The 16,649-nt window shown below is 62.7% G+C and carries 20 protein-coding genes and 2 pseudogenes; 6 read left to right on the forward strand and 16 right to left on the reverse strand.

Annotated elements, in window-relative coordinates:
- Window positions 1-12: 12 nt before the first annotated feature.
- The 9 genes from fliE to SBI20_RS17395 form a co-directional block, all read right to left on the reverse strand.
- Window positions 13-354 (reverse strand): flagellar hook-basal body complex protein FliE, encoded by a 342-nt coding sequence (gene fliE, locus SBI20_RS17355; RefSeq protein ID WP_019368193.1) that lies wholly within the window; start codon window positions 352-354, stop codon window positions 13-15.
- A 45-nt stretch (window positions 355-399) separates the two neighbouring features.
- A complete protein-coding gene (locus tag SBI20_RS17360; RefSeq protein WP_152997738.1) occupies window positions 400-639 on the reverse strand; it encodes a hypothetical protein in 240 nt (79 codons plus the stop codon).
- Between the two features lie 75 nt (window positions 640-714).
- A complete protein-coding gene (locus tag SBI20_RS17365) occupies window positions 715-1,203 on the reverse strand; it encodes an SRPBCC family protein (RefSeq protein WP_018076103.1) in 489 nt (162 codons plus the stop codon).
- 53 nt (window positions 1,204-1,256) lie between these two features.
- On the reverse strand, window positions 1,257-4,502 hold the full coding sequence (locus SBI20_RS17370; protein WP_317976299.1) for an efflux RND transporter permease subunit: 3,246 nt from the start codon (window positions 4,500-4,502) through the stop codon (window positions 1,257-1,259).
- A 3-nt stretch (window positions 4,503-4,505) separates the two neighbouring features.
- A complete protein-coding gene (locus SBI20_RS17375; protein ID WP_004212877.1) occupies window positions 4,506-5,684 on the reverse strand; it encodes an efflux RND transporter periplasmic adaptor subunit in 1,179 nt (392 codons plus the stop codon).
- Window positions 5,684-6,961 (reverse strand): TolC family protein, encoded by a 1,278-nt coding sequence (locus SBI20_RS17380; protein WP_026008904.1) that lies wholly within the window; start codon window positions 6,959-6,961, stop codon window positions 5,684-5,686. Before SBI20_RS17380 ends, SBI20_RS17375 begins: the two co-directional genes overlap by 1 nt.
- A 60-nt stretch (window positions 6,962-7,021) precedes the next feature.
- Window positions 7,022-7,318: a hypothetical protein gene (locus SBI20_RS17385; RefSeq protein ID WP_019368268.1), complete on the reverse strand. Its 297-nt coding sequence runs from the start codon at window positions 7,316-7,318 to the stop codon at window positions 7,022-7,024.
- A 65-nt stretch (window positions 7,319-7,383) separates the two neighbouring features.
- On the reverse strand, window positions 7,384-7,947 hold the full coding sequence (locus tag SBI20_RS17390) for a cation transporter (protein WP_317976316.1): 564 nt from the start codon (window positions 7,945-7,947) through the stop codon (window positions 7,384-7,386).
- Window positions 7,948-8,038: 91 nt separating this feature from the next.
- Window positions 8,039-8,803, reverse strand: coding sequence for an IS6 family transposase (locus SBI20_RS17395; protein ID WP_063142267.1), 765 nt, complete (start codon window positions 8,801-8,803; stop codon window positions 8,039-8,041).
- 344 nt (window positions 8,804-9,147) lie between these two features.
- Here SBI20_RS17395 and SBI20_RS17400 point away from each other — a divergent pair, with 344 nt between their 5' ends.
- Window positions 9,148-9,405 carry a FitA-like ribbon-helix-helix domain-containing protein gene (locus SBI20_RS17400; RefSeq protein WP_317976300.1) on the forward strand — a complete coding sequence of 86 codons (258 nt, stop codon included), beginning with the start codon at window positions 9,148-9,150 and terminating at the stop codon, window positions 9,403-9,405.
- Between the two features lie 348 nt (window positions 9,406-9,753).
- Window positions 9,754-9,846: a recombinase family protein gene (locus SBI20_RS17405; protein WP_411911571.1), complete on the forward strand. Its 93-nt coding sequence runs from the start codon at window positions 9,754-9,756 to the stop codon at window positions 9,844-9,846.
- A 151-nt stretch (window positions 9,847-9,997) separates the two neighbouring features.
- Here SBI20_RS17405 and SBI20_RS17410 read toward each other — a convergent pair whose 3' ends face one another.
- From SBI20_RS17410 to SBI20_RS17420, 3 genes are all read right to left on the reverse strand, one after another.
- On the reverse strand, window positions 9,998-11,401 hold the full coding sequence (locus SBI20_RS17410) for a relaxase/mobilization nuclease domain-containing protein (protein ID WP_317976301.1): 1,404 nt from the start codon (window positions 11,399-11,401) through the stop codon (window positions 9,998-10,000).
- A complete protein-coding gene (locus SBI20_RS17415) occupies window positions 11,398-11,991 on the reverse strand; it encodes a hypothetical protein (RefSeq protein WP_317976302.1) in 594 nt (197 codons plus the stop codon). The genes SBI20_RS17410 and SBI20_RS17415 overlap by 4 nt, the downstream gene beginning before the upstream one ends.
- A gap of 351 nt (window positions 11,992-12,342) precedes the next feature.
- Window positions 12,343-12,462, reverse strand: coding sequence for an IS1096 element passenger TnpR family protein (locus tag SBI20_RS17420; protein WP_317976317.1), 120 nt, complete (start codon window positions 12,460-12,462; stop codon window positions 12,343-12,345).
- 64 nt (window positions 12,463-12,526) lie between these two features.
- On the opposite strand from SBI20_RS17420, the pseudogene SBI20_RS17425 reads away from it, so the two are divergent.
- Window positions 12,527-12,733: pseudogene (locus SBI20_RS17425) on the forward strand (transposase); the annotation flags it as partial.
- Here SBI20_RS17425 and SBI20_RS17430 read toward each other — a convergent pair.
- Window positions 12,727-13,089, reverse strand: a pseudogene (locus SBI20_RS17430) (IS66 family transposase); the annotation flags it as partial. The pseudogenes SBI20_RS17425 and SBI20_RS17430 overlap by 7 nt on opposite strands.
- Before the next feature lie 117 nt (window positions 13,090-13,206).
- Here SBI20_RS17430 and SBI20_RS17435 point away from each other — a divergent pair.
- Window positions 13,207-13,593 (forward strand): transposase, encoded by a 387-nt coding sequence (locus tag SBI20_RS17435; protein ID WP_317976303.1) that lies wholly within the window; start codon window positions 13,207-13,209, stop codon window positions 13,591-13,593.
- Window positions 13,594-13,606: 13 nt separating this feature from the next.
- On the opposite strand, the gene SBI20_RS17440 is transcribed toward SBI20_RS17435, so the two are convergent.
- The 3 genes from SBI20_RS17440 to SBI20_RS17450 form a co-directional block, all read right to left on the reverse strand.
- Entirely contained in the window at window positions 13,607-13,753 is a 147-nt protein-coding gene (locus tag SBI20_RS17440) for an IS66 family transposase (RefSeq protein WP_317976304.1), read from the reverse strand.
- Window positions 13,754-13,827: 74 nt separating this feature from the next.
- Complete coding sequence (locus SBI20_RS17445; protein WP_317976318.1) at window positions 13,828-13,887, reverse strand: hypothetical protein; 60 nt, start codon at window positions 13,885-13,887, stop codon at window positions 13,828-13,830.
- A complete protein-coding gene (locus tag SBI20_RS17450) occupies window positions 13,863-14,303 on the reverse strand; it encodes an IS66 family transposase (protein WP_317976305.1) in 441 nt (146 codons plus the stop codon). Before SBI20_RS17450 ends, SBI20_RS17445 begins: the two co-directional genes overlap by 25 nt.
- Here SBI20_RS17450 and SBI20_RS17455 point away from each other — a divergent pair.
- Entirely contained in the window at window positions 14,302-15,480 is a 1,179-nt protein-coding gene (locus SBI20_RS17455) for a type IV toxin-antitoxin system AbiEi family antitoxin domain-containing protein (protein ID WP_317976306.1), read from the forward strand. The two genes, SBI20_RS17450 and SBI20_RS17455, sit on opposite strands and share 2 nt — an antisense overlap.
- Entirely contained in the window at window positions 15,477-16,403 is a 927-nt protein-coding gene (locus tag SBI20_RS17460; protein ID WP_317976307.1) for a nucleotidyl transferase AbiEii/AbiGii toxin family protein, read from the forward strand. The genes SBI20_RS17455 and SBI20_RS17460 overlap by 4 nt, the downstream gene beginning before the upstream one ends.
- Window positions 16,404-16,649 lie beyond the last annotated feature (246 nt).

Raw genomic sequence — 16,649 nt, forward strand, 5'->3', positions numbered from 1 at the left:
TCTTAGCGATCGTCATCCGATCGGCATGTTCATGATGTCCCGATAAGCGGACAGCAGCTTGTTCCGGACTTGCAGGGTCGCCTCGAAAGTAATGGATGCGCGACTCTGGATGAGCGCGACGGTTGCAATGTCGGTGGTTTCGCCACGCTCATATGCTTCGGTGACGACATCCTCCTGCTCCTGGGTCTCGTTGACCTTCGCGACCACGGCATTGAGGGTATCGGCGAAGTTCGACGCCGGAGCGGTCGGCGTCACGCCGGGCGGTGCCGTCGGCTGCGCCTCGCGCAAGGCGCGGCTTCGCGCGATCACTTCGGCCCGAATGGCCATCACATTCGAGATCGACGTGTCAGACATCGTTTCTCTCCCGTTCCAGTGCGACGTGTCGGAAGACAGGACGGTTCATCGGGTGCCCTCCCGTTCGCAGATTCGGGTGCGGCCCTCGCCTTCCACGACGGTGAGCTGCGACCCCTTGAAGGTCGCGGTGGCTGTCTCGCCGACATATTGGAGGCCCTGCGCTGGCGCGGTCAGCGTCATGGGCACGGCGCTGCTGGAGCGCCGCAAATCGATCTGCAGGCCGTTGTCCTTGTAGTCGACGAACAGCGGTTCCCCGTCGGAACAGCGATAGGGATGGCGCCCCATTTCCCCGGCCGCCACGGCGCTGTCGGACGAATGGATTTGCTGCTCCGTGGTCGGGCAGTACCCGCTTCAACGGCATCATCGCGCCTTCCTCCTGTAGCGGGAGGGGTCGCGCTGACGATTAATCCCACGGGCAGGCTGACCCACCCGCCAGCGCAGATAGGTTGCGAGGCGATCGTCAGCCTCGATCATCAGGGACCGCAGGCGACGCAACATCATCGCCGCGAACGGCAGAGACATGGCCCCGCGCAGCGTGCAGTTATGTGTTAGCCTGGTGCCACCATCGTTCCCGGCCAGCTCGTACCGCTCTTCGAGCGTGAACAGATAAGGGATGCCGCAGGACCAAGCGAAGGCGTGCGGCTTATCGAATTGATCGACCCGGGCCGGCGTCCGAATTGGCCCGGCGATGCCCTGGATCGCGAAGGTACATTCCGTCGTGCTAAGCTGGCACGGGTCGTCGAGTAATACGAGCGGACTCCAAGCCCGACGATGATCCGGATCGGTGATCGCCGACCAGATCCACAGTGGCCCGCCGTGAAGCATTGAGCTGGTTATGGTGCGAGGCATATCCCCATCTCCCAGAGATGAGCGGGGCGATCGCGGATCGCCCCGCTCATCCATTAGGCCAAGTTGCTCACGAAGGTCTGACCGTGGTCATCCCCTTCATGCTTCTCATTGTCGTGATCGAGCTTCTTGATCATTTTCTGCCCGAACCGGGCATAAAGCGTCGGCAGCACGAACAGCGTCAGCAGCGTCGCCGAGACCAGGCCGCCGATGACGACGGTCGCCAAGGGCTTCTGTACCTCCGCACCCGCGCCCTCGCCAAGCGCCATCGGCACGAAGCCGAGGCTTGCGACGAGCGCGGTCATGACGACGGGCCGCAGGCGCTGCATTGCGCCGACATGGGCCGCCTCTTCGCGCGATAACCCCGACCGGATCAAATCCTGGATCGAGCTGACCATCACGAGGCCGTTGAGGACCGCGATACCCGACAAGGCGATGAAGCCCACCGCTGCCGAGATTGAAAAGTCCATGCCTCGCAAGAAGAGCAGCAGGACGCCGCCCACCAGCGCGAAGGGCACGCCGGTGAAGACGATCGCGGCATCGCGGACCGATTCCAATGCGCCATAGAGCAGGAACAGGATCAGGATGAAGCAGGCCGGAATGACTAGCTTAAGCCGTTCGCTCGCCGATTGCAGGTTTTCAAATTGGCCGCCCCATTCGAGATAGGTGCCGGCAGGCAGCCGAACCTGGCTGGCGATCGTTGCCTGCGCATCCGCAACCACCGATCCAACGTCGCGGCCACGCACGTTGGCTTGCACCACCACACGCCGCTTCCCGTTCTCGCGGCTGATCTGGTTGGGGCCATCGATGACCTTGATGTCGGCGACGCTGGAAAGCGGCACATAGCCACCCCCCGCCAACGGCACCTGCACCTGTTCGAGAAGGCCGATGTCCGCCCGTTGCGCTTCAGAGAGCCGTATCACGACCGGAAAGCGCCGATCGCCCTCGAAGATCTGGCCCGAGGTGCGCCCGCCGATTGTCGCGGTGACAATGTCCTGCACATCTTGGGCAGTGACCCCCAAACGTGCCATTGCGTCGCGATTGACGCGAATGTCGAGCATGGGCAGGCCCGTCGTTTGCTCGACCTTCACGTCCGCTGCGCCCTGCGTCTTGCGCAGCACCGCAGCAACCTGCTCGGCCGTCCGGTTCATTTGTGTGAAGTCATCGCCGAACACCTTCACCGCGATGTCGCCGCGAACGCCGGCGATCAGCTCGTTGAAGCGCATCTGGATGGGCTGGGTGATCTCATAGGCATTGCCCGGGAACTTCGCGAGATTACCCTCTATCCGACTTACCAGCTCCTCCTTGGGAAGGTCGGGGTTCGGCCAGTCCTTCCGCGGCTTCAGGATGACGAACATGTCGGTCGCGTTCGGCGGCATCGGGTCGGCCGCCAGCTCGGCGGTGCCCGTCTTGGAATAGACGAACGCCACCTCCGGCTGCTTCGACATCATCTGCTCGATCGGCACCTGCATCGCCTGACTCTGCTGGACCGACGTTGCCGGGATGCGGAGCGACTGGATGAGCAGATTGCCTTCATCGAGCTGCGGCAGGAACACCGAGCCGAGCGTGGTGAAGGCAAGCGCCGCCACCACAAGGCTCGCGACACCCGCCCCGATCGTCAGCGTCGGGCGCTTCATGGCCCGGTCGAGACCGGGTTCGTAGCGCTTCTTCAGCCACGTGATGATGCGGCCGTCCTTCTCCTCGACCTTCTTCGACAGCCAGATCGCAATCATCGCCGGCACGAAGGTGAGAGAGAGGATGAAGGCGAAGGCGAGCGCGATGATGACGGTCAGCGCCATCGGTCCGAACGTTTTACCCTCCACGCCGGTCAGCGTGAGCAGCGGTACGTAGACGAGGATGATGATTGCCTGCCCGTAAACCGAGGGGCGGATCATCTCGCGAGCGGCGGCTGCCACGGTCGCAAGCCGTTCCTTGACGGTCAGCAAGCGACCTTCATGATGCTGTTGTTCGGCAAGCCGCCTCAGCGCGTTTTCAACGATGATGACGGCGCCGTCGACGATCAGACCGAAGTCCAAAGCCCCAAGGCTCATCAGATTGGCCGAGACCCCAGCGCGCAGCATACCAAAGCCTGTCAGCATCATGGTGATCGGGATGACCAACGCCGCGATCAGGGCCGCACGGAAGTTGCCGAGCAGCAGGAAGAGCACGACGATGACCAGCACCGCGCCTTCGGACAGGTTTTTCGCGACCGTCTTGATCGTCGAATTGACCAGCTCGGTGCGGTTCAGCACCGGCTGAATTACGACGTCAGGAGGCAGCGAAGCGTTGATCGTCTTCAGTTTCTCAGCGACCGCGGTCGACACGATGCGGCTGTTCTCGCCGATCCGCATGATCGCCGTGCCGACGACGACTTCGGTACCGTTCTCCGATGCCGAACCCATGCGGATCGCCTGACCCGTCTTCACAGTCGCAACTTGTTCGACCGTGATCGGCACGCCGTTACGTGTCGCGATCACGGTCCTGGCCAACTCGCTGGCATTGCGAACGAGCGCATCCGAGCGAACAGCCAGACCTTCGCCATTGCGATTGACGAAGCCACCGCCGACGCTGGTGTTATTGCGCTCCAGCGCATTTCCCAGGTCCGTCAGCGTGATGCCGAGCGAGGCCAGCTTCTGCACGTCGGGCACGACGAGGAACTGCTTGGCGTAACCGCCAATCGAGTCGACACCGGCGAGGCCCGGTGTGGTCTTCAGAAGCGGCGTCACGATCCAGTCCTGCGCGGTGCGCAGGTAGGTCGCCTTGTCCTCTTCGGTCGTCAGTCGCTCGCCCTCTGGCGTGATGTAGCTGCCATCGGGCTGTTGGCCCGGTTCACCGGGCTTGTGCTTGTCGTCCTCGCGATGATCGAGACGAACGGTGTACATGTACACCTCGCCCAGGCCTGTCGCGATCGGACCCATTTCAGGGTTCACGCCGTCGGGCAGATTCTCTTGCACGCCCCGCAGACGCTCGCCCACCTGCTGGCGGGCGAAATAGATGTCCGTCGCGTCCGAAAAGACCGCCGTGATCTGCGCGAAGCCGTTGCGGCTCAACGAGCGCGTATATTCCAGGCCGGGGGTGCCGGCGAGCGCGGTTTCGATTGGAAACGACACCTGCTTCTCGACCAGCTCGGGCGAGAGGGCAGGCGCGCGGACGTTGATCTGGACCTGATTGTTGGTGATGTCCGGCACCGCGTCGATCGGTAGCCGGTAGAGGGAAAAGGCGCCGATGGCGGCGACGATGACGGTGAGGAGCAGGACTAGCCAGCGCTTCTCGACCGCCCAGGTTACGATACGGGCGATCATGGCTTAATCCTCGTGGCTCGCTTCGCCCTTGCCGATCTCGGCCTTGAGCGTGAAACTTCCGGTGGTGGCGATCTGTTCGTTGCCGGTCAGGCCCGACCGGACGATCACCGTGTCGCCCGACGCATCGCCGAGCTGGACCGGGGTCGCCTTGAAGCCGGTGGGCGTGCGCACGAACACGACCGACTTGCCCTCGAAACTCTGGACCGCCGTCGTCGGCACGCGGACCGCCCCGCTCCCGCCGCTGCCCGTGAGCTGCACGGCTGCCGTCACAGGCTCGCCGACCCGCCATTCGCCACCGCGATTGTCGAGGGTGGCGAGCGCAGGCACGAGCCGCGTCTGCGGATCAAGCGCCGGCGACACGAAGGTCACGCGGGCGGTCGCCTGACGGCCTGCCGCCTTCACCAGCACCGTATTGCCGGGACGCACCCGGCCCGCATCCTCGGGCTTGAGATTAAGCGCGATCGACACCTGGCTCAGGTTGGCGATGCGATAGAGTTCGGCATCCGCCGCGACCGTTTGTCCCAGCGTCACGGGGCGCGCAATGATCTGGCCCGAGATCGGCGCGGCAATGCCGAGCCGGTTGAGCCCGCCGCCGCCGACACCCGCCGCCGAAACCATGCTCTGCGCCTGCGTCAGGGCGATCCGCGCCTCCGTCGCCGCTGTGCGGGCGGCGATCAGATCCTGTTCAGGGGAGACTCTCTGCGCGAACAGCCGCTGTTCGCGCGCGAGGTTCGAATTAGCGAGCTGAAGCCGCGCCCGCGCCGCCTCGACCTCGCCCTTGATCTGCGCCGCCTCGCGGCTTTCGATGACCGCAATGGTCTGGCCGCGTCCGACCGATTGGCCGAGGTTACGGGTGAGCGCGACCACGCGTCCCGCAATTGCGGCCGAGACGACCTGCGTTCCCTGTGGGTCGCCCTCGATGATCGCGGGCAGCTCGATCGTCCCGGCCCCGCCGATGATCGGCCGTCCGACCTGGACGCCCGCTGTGGCGATCTGGTCGGCACCCAATGTGACGACGCCTTCACCGGCATGACCGCCTTCAGCACCGCCCTTTTCCGTGCCCGCTGCCGTCTCATTGGCAGCTGCGCCTTCGGCAGTTGCCTCGTTTCCGCCATCCTTGCCGCCGCAGGCAGCCAAGAGCAGGGCGAGCGACGCCGCGCCCGCGAGATAAAAGCTCTTCATCACTGATTCCCCCCATTGGGCGCACGAGCGGTCAGTCGCTCCACTTGCGCGCGGGCATTCTGGTACTTGGCAAGCGCATCGATCGCGGCGACCCGCGTCTCGGCGAGTGTGCGTTCCGCATCGAGCAATTCGAGCTGGCCGAACTTGCCCTCGCGATAACCGATCCGCGCGATGCGGGCCGCCTCCTGTGCAGCCGCCAGCGCCGGCCCCGACGCCGCACGAGCCGTCGTTGCGGCATTGGCCGCCTGCGCCTGCGCGTCCGTGATCGCCTGTTCGATGTCGAGCGCGGTCACGCGACGTTGTGCATCCGCCTGCGTCCGCTGCGCGGTCGCCTGCGCGATCGCCGCGCGACCATTGTTGAACACCGGGATCGGGATCGACACGGTGAACACCGCCGCCATGTCATTGGTCGCTTCCAGTCGGCGGATCGCAGGCCCGACATTGAGGTCAGGGACGCGATTGGCGCGCGCAAGCCGCACGCCCGCTTCCGCGATCGAGAAATCCGCGTTCGCCGCCGCCAGCGCGAGCGTGCCGGTCGCCTCGACCGGTGCCACCGGCCCATAAATGTTCGCCCCCGGCAGGCGATCGAGCAGCGTGTCATCGAGCGCACCGTCAATCGGTCGACCGATCCGGCGCGCCAGATTGGCCCGCGCCGCCTCCGCCAAGCGAAGCTGCCGCTCCACATTGGCGTCGGCATTGATGCGCGCGACATCTGCGCGCTGTTGCTCGAGCGGGGAGGCCCGCCCCGCCTGCACGCGAACGCTCGCGGCCCGCAGCGCGTCGCTGGCGATCCGGGCCTGGTCGCGGGCTGTTGTAACCCGGCGATCGGCCGCGACCGCCTCGACATAAAGCTGCGTCACCTGAAGCCGGACATCTGCCGCGATGATCGCGGCCTGGATCTCGGCCCGGGACAATTGCGCATTGGCGACCGCGACGCGGGCGCCGCGCTTGCCGCCTAGCTCGATCGGGATCGCAAAGCCGACCGTGGATTCCGCGCTGCGGACCCCACGATACGGCCCCGAGCCGATGACATTCTCAACCTGGCCTTGGACAACCGGGTTGGGCCGCAGTCCGGCGACCGTGCGGCCCGCACGGGCCGCATCGACCGCGGCTGTCGCCGCTTCGGCAGCAGGGGCCGAACCGCCCGCTGCACTGACCGCTTGGTCAAGCGTGTAGACCGGCGCGTCCTGCGCAAAAGGCGCGGACGGTCCGACCTGCGCCTGCGCCATAGTGGCGCACGACGCTGCGGCCAGCATGGCCGAGAGGATACGATGCATGAAAATAGGACTCCTGACGATGATCGACAGGGGCGCGCCAACGCACGCCCAAATCGGACGTCAGGCTTGGGGGGGCCTCAAATGGACCATGCCGGTGCGGCCGTCGAGCGACGCAGAGGCGGAGATTGTCGGCTTGGGCACTGTGAGGACGGGGGTATATTCCATCGTCGTGCGCGCAGGCGCGCCGACGTCGTGTCCGTGACAATAATTGTGATGATGCGGGACATTCTTGTCCGAATCCGATGGCACTTGATCGATGTCGCCATCGGTATGGATTGTGAACTCGACGCCCGCGATGCTTCCCCCCGCCAGATCGGCGGCATGAGCCATGCCGGAGAAGCTGGTGAGGACCAGCATCAGGCATGTCAGGAGAGGCAAAAAGGCTCGCACGAACCCGCCCTTACCACGGAGAGGTTTCCATGTCATTGCAATAACTCGCGAGCCGGTGCCTTCGCGGCACGCCATGCCGGCCAGGCTTCCCCAATCACGCGCCATGCCGAGCGCAGGAAGATCACGGCGATCAACCCGCCGACGATGATGTCCGGCCAAGCCGAGCCGGTCAGGCCGACCAATCCGGCAGCCGCGAGAACCCCGACGTTTGACGCGACATCATTGCGCGAGCACTCGAACGTGCTCGACATGTTCACATTCTCACGACGGAAGCGCCAGAGCAGCGCGAGGCAGATTAGGTTCGCAACCAGCGCGGCGCTGCCAACCCCGAGCATCAAGCCCGATGCCGGAGGAACGCCGTTCGCAATCTTGTCAGCGATCTCGAAAATGACCGCGACGCCGAAAGCCAGGATGATGCCACCCTTCGCCAGTGCTGCCCCCGCCTCCCAGCGCGCACCCCGATGCAATGCATAGAGACTGAGCGCATAGACCACCGCGTCGCCGAACATGTCGACCGAATCCGCCATCAAGGCAGAGGAACGCGCGACGACGCCGCCGCCAAACTCGACCACGAACATCGCGAGATTGATGAGCATCACGATGATGAGCACGCGGCGCTGCTCGGCCTTGCGACCGGCTCTGTTGCAAACATTGGTGACGGCCGGGCAGCGTCACCCCGTCTGGGGATCAGGCAGCATTGGCAAAATGCTGATTGAGCACGTCCATGGCCTCGGTCATGACCGAGGGGCCAATGCCAAATGCTCTTTCGATCAGACGCACCTCTCCCCTGATCCCTGGCTGCAGGCACCATGCCCGGGCTTGCCCTTTGCGCAGGGCGCGCATGACCTCGAAGCCCTTGATCGTGGCGTAGGCTGTCGGCATCGATTTGAAACCACGCACGGGCTTGATCAACAATTTGAGCTTGCCATGGTCGGCCTCGAGCACGTTGTTCAGGTATTTTACCTGCCGGTGTTCGGTTTCCAGGGCGAGCTTCCCTTCTCGTTTCAACTCGGCGATTGCGACGCCGTAGCTGGGGGCCTTGTCGGTGTTGAGTTTCGTTGGTTTCTCCCAGCCCTTCAGCCCGCGAAGGGCCTTTCCCAGAAAGCGCTTCGCGGCTTTGGCGCTGCGGGTCGACGAGAGGAAGAAGTCGATCGTGTCGCCCCTTTTGTCGACCGCCCGGTACAGGTAGGTCCATTTGCCCCGAACCTTGACGTAGGTCTCATCCAGACGCCAGCTCGGATCAAAGCCTCGCCGCCAGAACCAGCGCAACCGCTTCTCCATCTCCGGCGCATAGCGCTGCACCCAGCGATAGATGGTCGTGTGATCGACATCGATGCCACGTTCCGCCAGCATTTCCTCGAGATCGCGGTAGCTGATGCCGTACCGGCAGTACCAGCGGACCGCCCATAGGATGACCTCGCCGGTAAAATGCCGCCCTTTGAAATCGTCCATCACAACTGACCTTACCAATCCAAGGGCCCAACCTTGGCAACCGCATCAGAGTTTGCAACAGAGCCGCCCGAATGAATGTCCGCTCAGTCCCAGCTCTTACCCTTCATTTCGTGTGTACCGTTACGTGTGCGCCCTCTCCTCTTTGTCAACTAAACGGTTCTTTAGGTGACAGACAACCACCTGCGCGCGGCGAGCCAGATCACCGCAGTTTTCCGCCATTGTGCAGCGCACAAATTTTGCCGATTTTGCGACTGTCAACTTGATGCAAAAAAGCTCAGATTAAGTTGACGATAGGCCATGAAGTGATAGCATATTTGCACAATGCTATCGCAAAGGCCGCTCCAATGCCAGCACTGACCATTCGCAACATTCCTGATGACGTTCACCGTGGCTTGAAGGCCCTCGCCGCGCGCCACGGGCGCAGCGCCGAGGCAGAGGTTCGCGAACTGATTGCCGCTGCCGTCAAACCCGAGGGGCGCTTGCGCATGGGCGAAGCCCTCGCCGCGATTTGGGCGCCGCTGGCGATGACCGACGAGGAACTTGCGGTGATCGAGGGCGCACGGGATCGCGCACCGGCAAATCCGGTGAGTTTTGACGAATGATCGTTCTCGATACCAATGTTCTGTCCGAGCAGTCCAAGCCCTCCCCTTCCCCCTCTGTGATGGCTTGGCTCGATGCGCAGGTGTTCGATACTCTGTATCTCACCACCATCACGATTGCCGAAATGGGCTTTGGTCTGGCCTGTCTTCCCCAGGGCCGACGCCGCTGTGCACGGCGGCGACCTATGCGCGCCTTGCCGCTGCCGCCAGAGCGGCAGGAAAAGGCTTCCCCACCCCTGACGGCTACATTGCGGCTATCGCCGCTGCCCATGGCTGTCCGGTTGCAACGCGCGATAGCGGCCCGTTCCTCGCGGGCGGGATCGAGGTTATCAATCCTTGGGAGTTTCTGACATGAAGTTCGGTTATGCCCGCGTGTCCACCGGAGAGCAAAATCTGGCGTTGCAGATCGACGCTCTTCGCGCCGCTGGCGCGGAACGCATTTAGCAGCTGGACTCTCGTTATGATCGAGGAACTCGCGCGCGGGGGACAGGTCACCCCGTGTTTTTCAATGCAGGTTATCAAAATTATCCGGTAACAGATTTAACCGGATAATCGCACTATTCCATGCCGTGGGACACGACCAAACGTTTGATGGTCATCGCCCAGGCCCCCCACGATCCTTCGTGCGATCCCGTTCAAGCGGTTCACGATGGAGGTCGCGTGCCTGCTGAACACGGTCGTTCAATTGCTTGAGAAAGTTTTCCGACGCTAGATCATTGGTCGCCTCACGAAGCGCCCGCAACCGCTCGGACATATCGGTTTCAGGCACCGTATGCGCGCCCGGAGACAGTGAAGTTTGGGCAGGATCGCGCGCGCCGCGCTCCTTCCTCTCTGCCTCAATACGACTGCGCGCAGCCGCCGCTTTTGCGAGCGCCGCCTCAACAGGATCGAGAGGTTTACCAGCGTCCAGAACCTCACGAGAGGAATGCGCCAAACGGGCAGCCCGCTCCGAATTGCTTTCCGGTTCCGGCATCGCCTCGATGAACTTCGAGAGCATTTGCGCCGTCACCTGGTCGGCCAATGAAGGCGACGATGACAGCTCCATGATCGAAGCGGAATAGGTCTGCAAAACGACGGCGTGGCGATCGGCCAGAACCCGCTTCACAGGATCAGCAACGCCCCTGTCTCGGAACTTTTGAGCGCGCTCTGCGCGGCTCTTGTCGATCCGGGGCACCAGCCCCTTTTCGCGCATTTTCTTCGCCGCAATCGGCTCATGCTTCGGGTCAATCCCGCGCGCGCGAGCAGGGGTCGCATTCGCCTCGATCCCCCTATCCCGAAGCTTCTGGGCGAAACGCTGACGATAACGAAACAGGTCGTCGCGGTTCGGATGGAAACGCCTACCGTCTTGGTCGCGGCGCGCAATCGTAAGGTGAACGTGCGGGTGATCGCGATCCAAATGAAGCGCGGCAACCCAAGCGCGGTTAGAAAACTCTTCGCGTGCGAAGTCGAGTGCCGAAGCCTTCAGCGCCTCGGGATCGGTCTTGGCAGGCATCGAAAGGACCATCGAAATCGACGTGGCCCCCTTGCGCCTGTCCTCGCCACCGACTTCCCACTCCTGCCAATCCTGGGCAAGAACCTGCATGTCCTTGCCATCGCGCAGAACGTCCCCGTCGCTGGTGTAGAGCGGAACCTGAACGTCGTCGCCATGACCAAGCCTGCTGATATAGGCGAAGTTTGCAAGGACATGACCGCCACCATTTTGCCGCCCGGTGATGCGCACGACAACCTCTGGCGACCGCCGCGCTGTGCGCTCCATCGCGTGAATAGCGCGCCCTGTTGCAGCCGCCGAAGTGCCTCCGCCGAAAGCGCGCTTCGCTTGCGGACTTAGGCGCCCATCCTGCGATTGCTTGGGCGAAGAATGGAAAAGCTTCGCGAGAAATTCACCGCCGCTATGAGGCCCGTGCGCATGACCTCCACCGCTGCCCGCCTTGTGCTTTTTGGCGGGTGCATAAACGCCAGCGAGAGAATCTAGCGTGCCAGAGGAAAAGCGAAAGCTCACTGGCTCGCGCCCTCGCGCGCCAGCTTGTGGGCCTCGATCCAGTAGCCGACTTCACCCCCGATGCAGCTCGACACCTCGCGCCTGGCGGCGAAAACGATGCTCTTCAAGTCGGTGCAAGTGTCGAGGAACTGCGGCGCGATCTTGGCAATATCGAGCGAGCTTTCTGGCTGGTTCGCCGCATTCATCGCATGGACCGCCTGATTGATGTTCTGACCGATGCGCACGATTTCCTTGCGCAGCTTTCCAAGCTCAGACTGCATCAACGGGGAAAGACGAAGCTCCCCGGCTTTGTCCCAAAGCGCCCACCGCAAAGTGCGCTTGATCCATGCCGACCGGGCCAAGGCCATGCGGGAAGAAACCTTGTCGATGGCCTCGATCTCGTGACGGTGGAGACGCACAGTCACGCGCAGATAATCGTCAGGACGGCCCCTGCTCTGCACATCCATGACCGGCACGCTGTCATTGTCCGATGACAGCACCGCACGCTGCAATGCGCTGGCAATCCACGCCGCGCGAGACTGTCCGCTGGCAGACGCGAGACGATCAATCTCGGCCCCCAGTTCGTCAGACAATCTCGACGTTACGATCATTCACTCAAAGCCCCGTGCAGCGGACGACAAGATGCCAATGTATACATTGGTGACTCTTGGCATATCCTGCTATACCTATCTGACTACCTCCACCTACATTAAGCCCACTCCACCATCAAGAAAATCTGGCAAAACGTGGAAGGGAAGAGGGCGCGTGAGCGGGCCTCTCAATTCGATTTGACAGGTGGACCATCATGCCGTGGGCCAAAGGCGGATGCAGACGTGTTTGACGGCGGCAAGGTAGTTCCCCGGACTGCGGATTCCGGCGATATCGCCCACCCATTCCGATTTGATGCTGCCCGGGTGGGGAGCAGATCGCGAACCGATATTCACACGCGATAATTCAGTCGGTCAAGCGGATTGGGTATGCTGCCAATCGTCGCCAAAGTCGTAGGAATACGCGATCGTGGTCGTGCCGGGAGAAAGAACTTCGCGCAGGCGGATGGCCGATCCCGATGGTAGCGAGGATATCTGTCAGTGGGCGTGTAATTCTCCGCAAGAGTGGGCTTTGAAAATTCCCTGATTGTTGGACCTGAAGGCGCTGGTCGCGGTGATCCAGGAGGCGTGGATCGCCGGCGTCAGCACCCGGCGCGTCGACGAACTGGTGCAGGCGATGGGCATGACCGGCATCTCAAAGTCATCGGTGTCGAAGCTGTGCAAGGACATCGACGAGCGCGTCCATGCCTTCCTCAAGCGCCCGCTCGCCGGCGACTGGCCCTACCTCTGGCTCGATGCCAGCCATGCCTTGCGCCCGAGGGGCACGCAGCGCAGTGCTCGCTCGGCGGCATTGTTCGTGATGCAGATCCGGCCATCGCCCAAGAACCGGGTGAAGGCATCCCAGCGCCGGAGCATGTAGTTGATAGCCTTGGCCAGATCGTGGCTGCGCGAGAGCTTCGCGAGTTGGGCGGTGAGCCAGGCGTGCAGATCCGTCATCAACGGTGCGCCGAGTTCCTGCCGGACGGTGAGGCGCTCTTCGGTCGCCTTGCCGTTGATGCCACGCTCGATCTCGAACAGGGCATCGAGGCGCTGCACGGCTTCCAGCGCGATCGGATAGATCATGCCAGCGCGCTTACCACGGCTCTTCCTGCGTGCGGCATCCGAGGAGCCGGACATGGAATACGCCATGGTCGATGCCACCATCGTCAAGGTTCACCGGCACGGCCAAGGTGCAAAAGGGGGACTCAGAGCCAGGCCATTGTCGGCTCCAAAGGCGGCATGACGACCAAGATCTTGGCGCTGATAGATGCCTTGGGCAACCTCGTCCGCTTTGAGCTATTGCCGGGCCATCAGTTCGACACCATCGGCGTTGCACCGTTGATCAAGGACATCCAGTTCGATGCCCTGCTCGGCTACAAGGCGTTCGATTCAAACTGGATCGTCGAAGAACTGGACCAGCGGGGCGCTCAGGTCGTCATTTCACAGCGCCCCGCACGCGCCCAGAAGCTCAAAATCGACGCCACGATGTATGAATGGCAGCACCTTATTGAGAACTATTTCTGCAAACTCAAAGAGTTCAAGCGCATTGCAATGAGGGCCTGTAAAACCGACCAGAGTTTCTCGGCCATGATCTACCTCGCCGCAGCCGTCATCAATTCACGCTGAATCCCCACAGCCCTTAGTCGACCAGCGTCGACGTGCTGAGCACCACGCCTTCGCGCGCGAAGCGCTCGGCCTGGCGGTTGAGGGGCTGGTGCTGGCCATACTTCTCGAACAGCAGCATGGCAAGGAAACTGGGGCGCGGCCCATCCGCGCGGCACGACATGGAACGGCGCCGGAGGCTGCGTGATCGCCTCGCAATCTCGACAGGAGAACTTCTCGCGGACCGTCTGGATCACCTTACCACTGGCGCGGGATCACTTCGAGCGTCTCGGTCACGTCCTCGCCCAGCTTCGACAGGCGCGCGCCCCCGCAGAACGGGCACGAACACGGCGCGGGGATGACAACGCGCTCACGCGGGAGATGTTCGGGGAACGGCTTGCGGCTTGGTCGCTTGCGCGCGAAGGCAGCAACGTCGGCTCTTCGGCGGCCAGGTCATCCTCGCAGGCATCGGCCTCGAGGTCTTCCAGCTGAAGCTCAAGCTGGTCGAGAAGCCGACGGCTGCGCTCGGCGCTAGCGCCATATTGCTCGCGGCGCAGCCTGGCGATCTGCAGCTTGAGGTGGGCGATCATCGCTTCGGTCGCGCTCTCACGAACCATGGCATTGGCGAGGCGCGCCTCGGCCTCGTCGGCGCGTTCGAGCGCGGCGGACAGCAGCGCCTTGAGCGCTTCGACGTCGTCCGGGAGGGTCGATGCGACCGTGTCCACGACGGGCATGGAATCACAGATCGAAGCGGCGTTAAAGCCAAAAACGCGCCGGAAGGTGAAAAAAGTGGCTGGCCTATCCGGCGCTTTGCGGACGCCAAGAATACTGCGGGTTACGCCAGTCGATCCGCTCCGCCAGCGCTTTCTCAAGCGCCTCGATGCAGAAGTCGGCTTCCATCGTGATCGACACCTGAGCGTAATCGGGCGCGCTGACGCTGGATGCCGATTGGTTCATTTATATCGCAATTTGTTTGTTATAGACGAACAAAATCTCGGCATTATAAACCACTCCTTGTCAGTGGTTCAGAAATACGATATTTGGTTCGTTATGGACGGACAAAAACGCCAAACTCTGAACCATCTTCTCACGGCGTTGCCGCCGGGTCTGCTCGTGGATTCGGCGTGGTTGCAGGCGCAGGGCGTCGCGCGCACGTCGGTCCATGATTATGTTCGGCGCGGTTGGCTCGAGCGCGTCGCGCCCCGCGTCTATCGGCGCACGACCACGCAAGGTACCGCAGCATTGCTGCGATGGGACATGGCCGTGATGTCCGCGCAGCGGGCCGCGCTCGGCGATCTCTATGTCGGCGGCATGACCGCCCTTGAGCTGCACGGTCTTGGGCATTTTGCGCGGCTCGGCGGCGGGCGGACGATCCATCTCTACGATCCGGACCATATAGCGCCCTCCTGGCTTGCGACCTTGTCGACGGATGCCCAGCTCGCCATGCACCGACGTGGGCTGTTCGAGGCATCCGGCCTTGGCATTGACTGGCACCGCTTCGATCTCGGCACCGCGCGGCTCGGCGATATAGCTACTTCGCCACAGGCCAGCGAAGCCTGGGACCATTTCCTCCGCGTCGCCAACGCCGAACGCGCGGCGATAGAGCTGATGGATGACGTGCCTGCGAGCCTCAGCTTCGACCATGCCGACAAGATTTTCGAAAACCTCACCACGCTTCGCCCCCGTCTGTTAACGAAGCTGCTGAAGGGTTGCACGAGAATCAGAGCCAAGCGACTGTTCCTGTTCTTCGCCGATCGTCACGCTCATGGCTGGGCGAAGCGGATCGATCGCGACGTCATCGATCTGGGCCGGGGCAAGCGCCAGCTCGTCCCCGGTGGCCGACTTGATGCGCGTTATCAGATCACGGTACCGGAAGCCTTCGGTCCCAAAACCGAAAGTGAAAACCAATGACGGCGCAAATCTATGCGGACCAGGTACGCCTTCTGGTCCGCGCCATCCCGGAAATCGCGCAGGAGGAGATCTTTGCGCTCAAGGGAGGAACGGCGATCAACCTGTTCGTGCGGGATCTCCCACGCCTGTCGGTCGACATCGACCTCGTGTACCTGCCGGTTGCCGATCGCGACAGCTCGTTGCAGGCCGTTCGAGATGGACTCGAACGGGTCGCCGGCCGTCTCGAACGGGGTGGCCGCATGGCGGTCGAGCGCCGCCTGCTTCCCGATGGCAAGCGCCTTGTCGTGCAAGCTAACGGCGTGACGATCAAGATCGAGGTCTCGCCGGTGTTGCGCGGGACGGTCTTTCCGCCGGCCGTCCGATCGGTTAGCCCCGCAGTCGAAGACCGTTTCGGATTTGCCGAGATGCAGCTGGTGTCCGAGGCCGATCTCTACGCTGGCAAGATCGCAGCCGCGCTCGACCGCCAGCATCCGCGCGATTTGTTCGACATCCACTTTCTCTTCGTCAATGAAGGGATCAGCGATGACCTCTTCAAGGCGTTCCTCATCTACCTCGTCAGTCACCCGCGCCCTGCGCATGAGTTGCTGTGTCCGCACCGGCTCGACATCCGCGATCAATATGGCGCCGAGTTTCTCGGCCTGACTGTCACGGACCTGCCGCTCGAGGCGCTGCTCGACGCGCGCGAGCGGCTGATCAGTGAACTTGGGGAACGGATGCGACAGCCCGCCAACAGGCGGTTCCTTATGTCCTTCCACGAACGCGCGCCCGACTGGGCAGCGGTAGGCCTTGATCCGGAGATCGCCGAACTGCCCGCGCTGCGGTGGAAAGCGATCAATCTCGAGCGTTTGCAGCGCGAGAACCCCGACAAATTCGCTGTCCTGCTCCGCGAGCTAGGCGACTGCATTGGTGAAGAGCTGGCGTAAACCCTGCTCGACGACTTGCCCAAAGCGCAATGGATGTTGGCAGCTCGGGGATATGACGCGGAATGGTTCACCTACTGCCTGCCCAAGGTTTTGTGTGGGACGATCCCACCTTGCCGTTGTCTCCGGTGAAACGGCTCCGCTATCGTACAGGCTGGACCAAGAAGGAACCGACTGACCTTGCTGCGTGCCCCTCAACCCCTTTCAGAATTACCAGAGGCTTCAAATAGGTTAGAAGGGTTTATAGAG

It is taken from the genome of Novosphingobium sp. IK01, from assembly GCF_033242265.1.
GTDB lineage: Bacteria > Pseudomonadota > Alphaproteobacteria > Sphingomonadales > Sphingomonadaceae > Novosphingobium > Novosphingobium pituita.

Excerpts from the sequence above, each read along its gene's own strand:
- SBI20_RS17370 (WP_317976299.1), bottom strand. The coding sequence starts at position 4,502 with ATGATCGCCCGTATCGTAACCTGGGCGGTCGAGAAGCGCTGGCTAGTC.
- SBI20_RS17455 (WP_317976306.1), top strand. The coding sequence starts at position 14,302 with ATGGAATCACAGATCGAAGCGGCGTTAAAGCCAAAAACGCGCCGGAAG.
- SBI20_RS17415 (WP_317976302.1), bottom strand. The coding sequence starts at position 11,991 with ATGATCGTAACGTCGAGATTGTCTGACGAACTGGGGGCCGAGATTGAT.
- SBI20_RS17380 (WP_026008904.1), bottom strand. The coding sequence starts at position 6,961 with ATGCATCGTATCCTCTCGGCCATGCTGGCCGCAGCGTCGTGCGCCACT.
- SBI20_RS17390 (WP_317976316.1), bottom strand. The coding sequence starts at position 7,947 with ATGCTCATCAATCTCGCGATGTTCGTGGTCGAGTTTGGCGGCGGCGTC.
- SBI20_RS17440 (WP_317976304.1), bottom strand. The coding sequence starts at position 13,753 with ATGTCGTGCCGCGCGGATGGGCCGCGCCCCAGTTTCCTTGCCATGCTG.
- SBI20_RS17460 (WP_317976307.1), top strand. The coding sequence starts at position 15,477 with ATGACGGCGCAAATCTATGCGGACCAGGTACGCCTTCTGGTCCGCGCC.
- SBI20_RS17365 (WP_018076103.1), bottom strand. The coding sequence starts at position 1,203 with ATGCCTCGCACCATAACCAGCTCAATGCTTCACGGCGGGCCACTGTGG.
- SBI20_RS17375 (WP_004212877.1), bottom strand. The coding sequence starts at position 5,684 with ATGAAGAGCTTTTATCTCGCGGGCGCGGCGTCGCTCGCCCTGCTCTTG.
- SBI20_RS17385 (WP_019368268.1), bottom strand. The coding sequence starts at position 7,318 with ATGCTGGTCCTCACCAGCTTCTCCGGCATGGCTCATGCCGCCGATCTG.
- SBI20_RS17395 (WP_063142267.1), bottom strand. The coding sequence starts at position 8,803 with ATGGACGATTTCAAAGGGCGGCATTTTACCGGCGAGGTCATCCTATGG.
- SBI20_RS17435 (WP_317976303.1), top strand. The coding sequence starts at position 13,207 with ATGACGACCAAGATCTTGGCGCTGATAGATGCCTTGGGCAACCTCGTC.
- SBI20_RS17450 (WP_317976305.1), bottom strand. The coding sequence starts at position 14,303 with ATGCCCGTCGTGGACACGGTCGCATCGACCCTCCCGGACGACGTCGAA.
- SBI20_RS17400 (WP_317976300.1), top strand. The coding sequence starts at position 9,148 with ATGCCAGCACTGACCATTCGCAACATTCCTGATGACGTTCACCGTGGC.
- SBI20_RS17405 (WP_411911571.1), top strand. The coding sequence starts at position 9,754 with ATGAAGTTCGGTTATGCCCGCGTGTCCACCGGAGAGCAAAATCTGGCG.
- fliE (WP_019368193.1), bottom strand. The coding sequence starts at position 354 with ATGTCTGACACGTCGATCTCGAATGTGATGGCCATTCGGGCCGAAGTG.
- SBI20_RS17360 (WP_152997738.1), bottom strand. The coding sequence starts at position 639 with ATGGGGCGCCATCCCTATCGCTGTTCCGACGGGGAACCGCTGTTCGTC.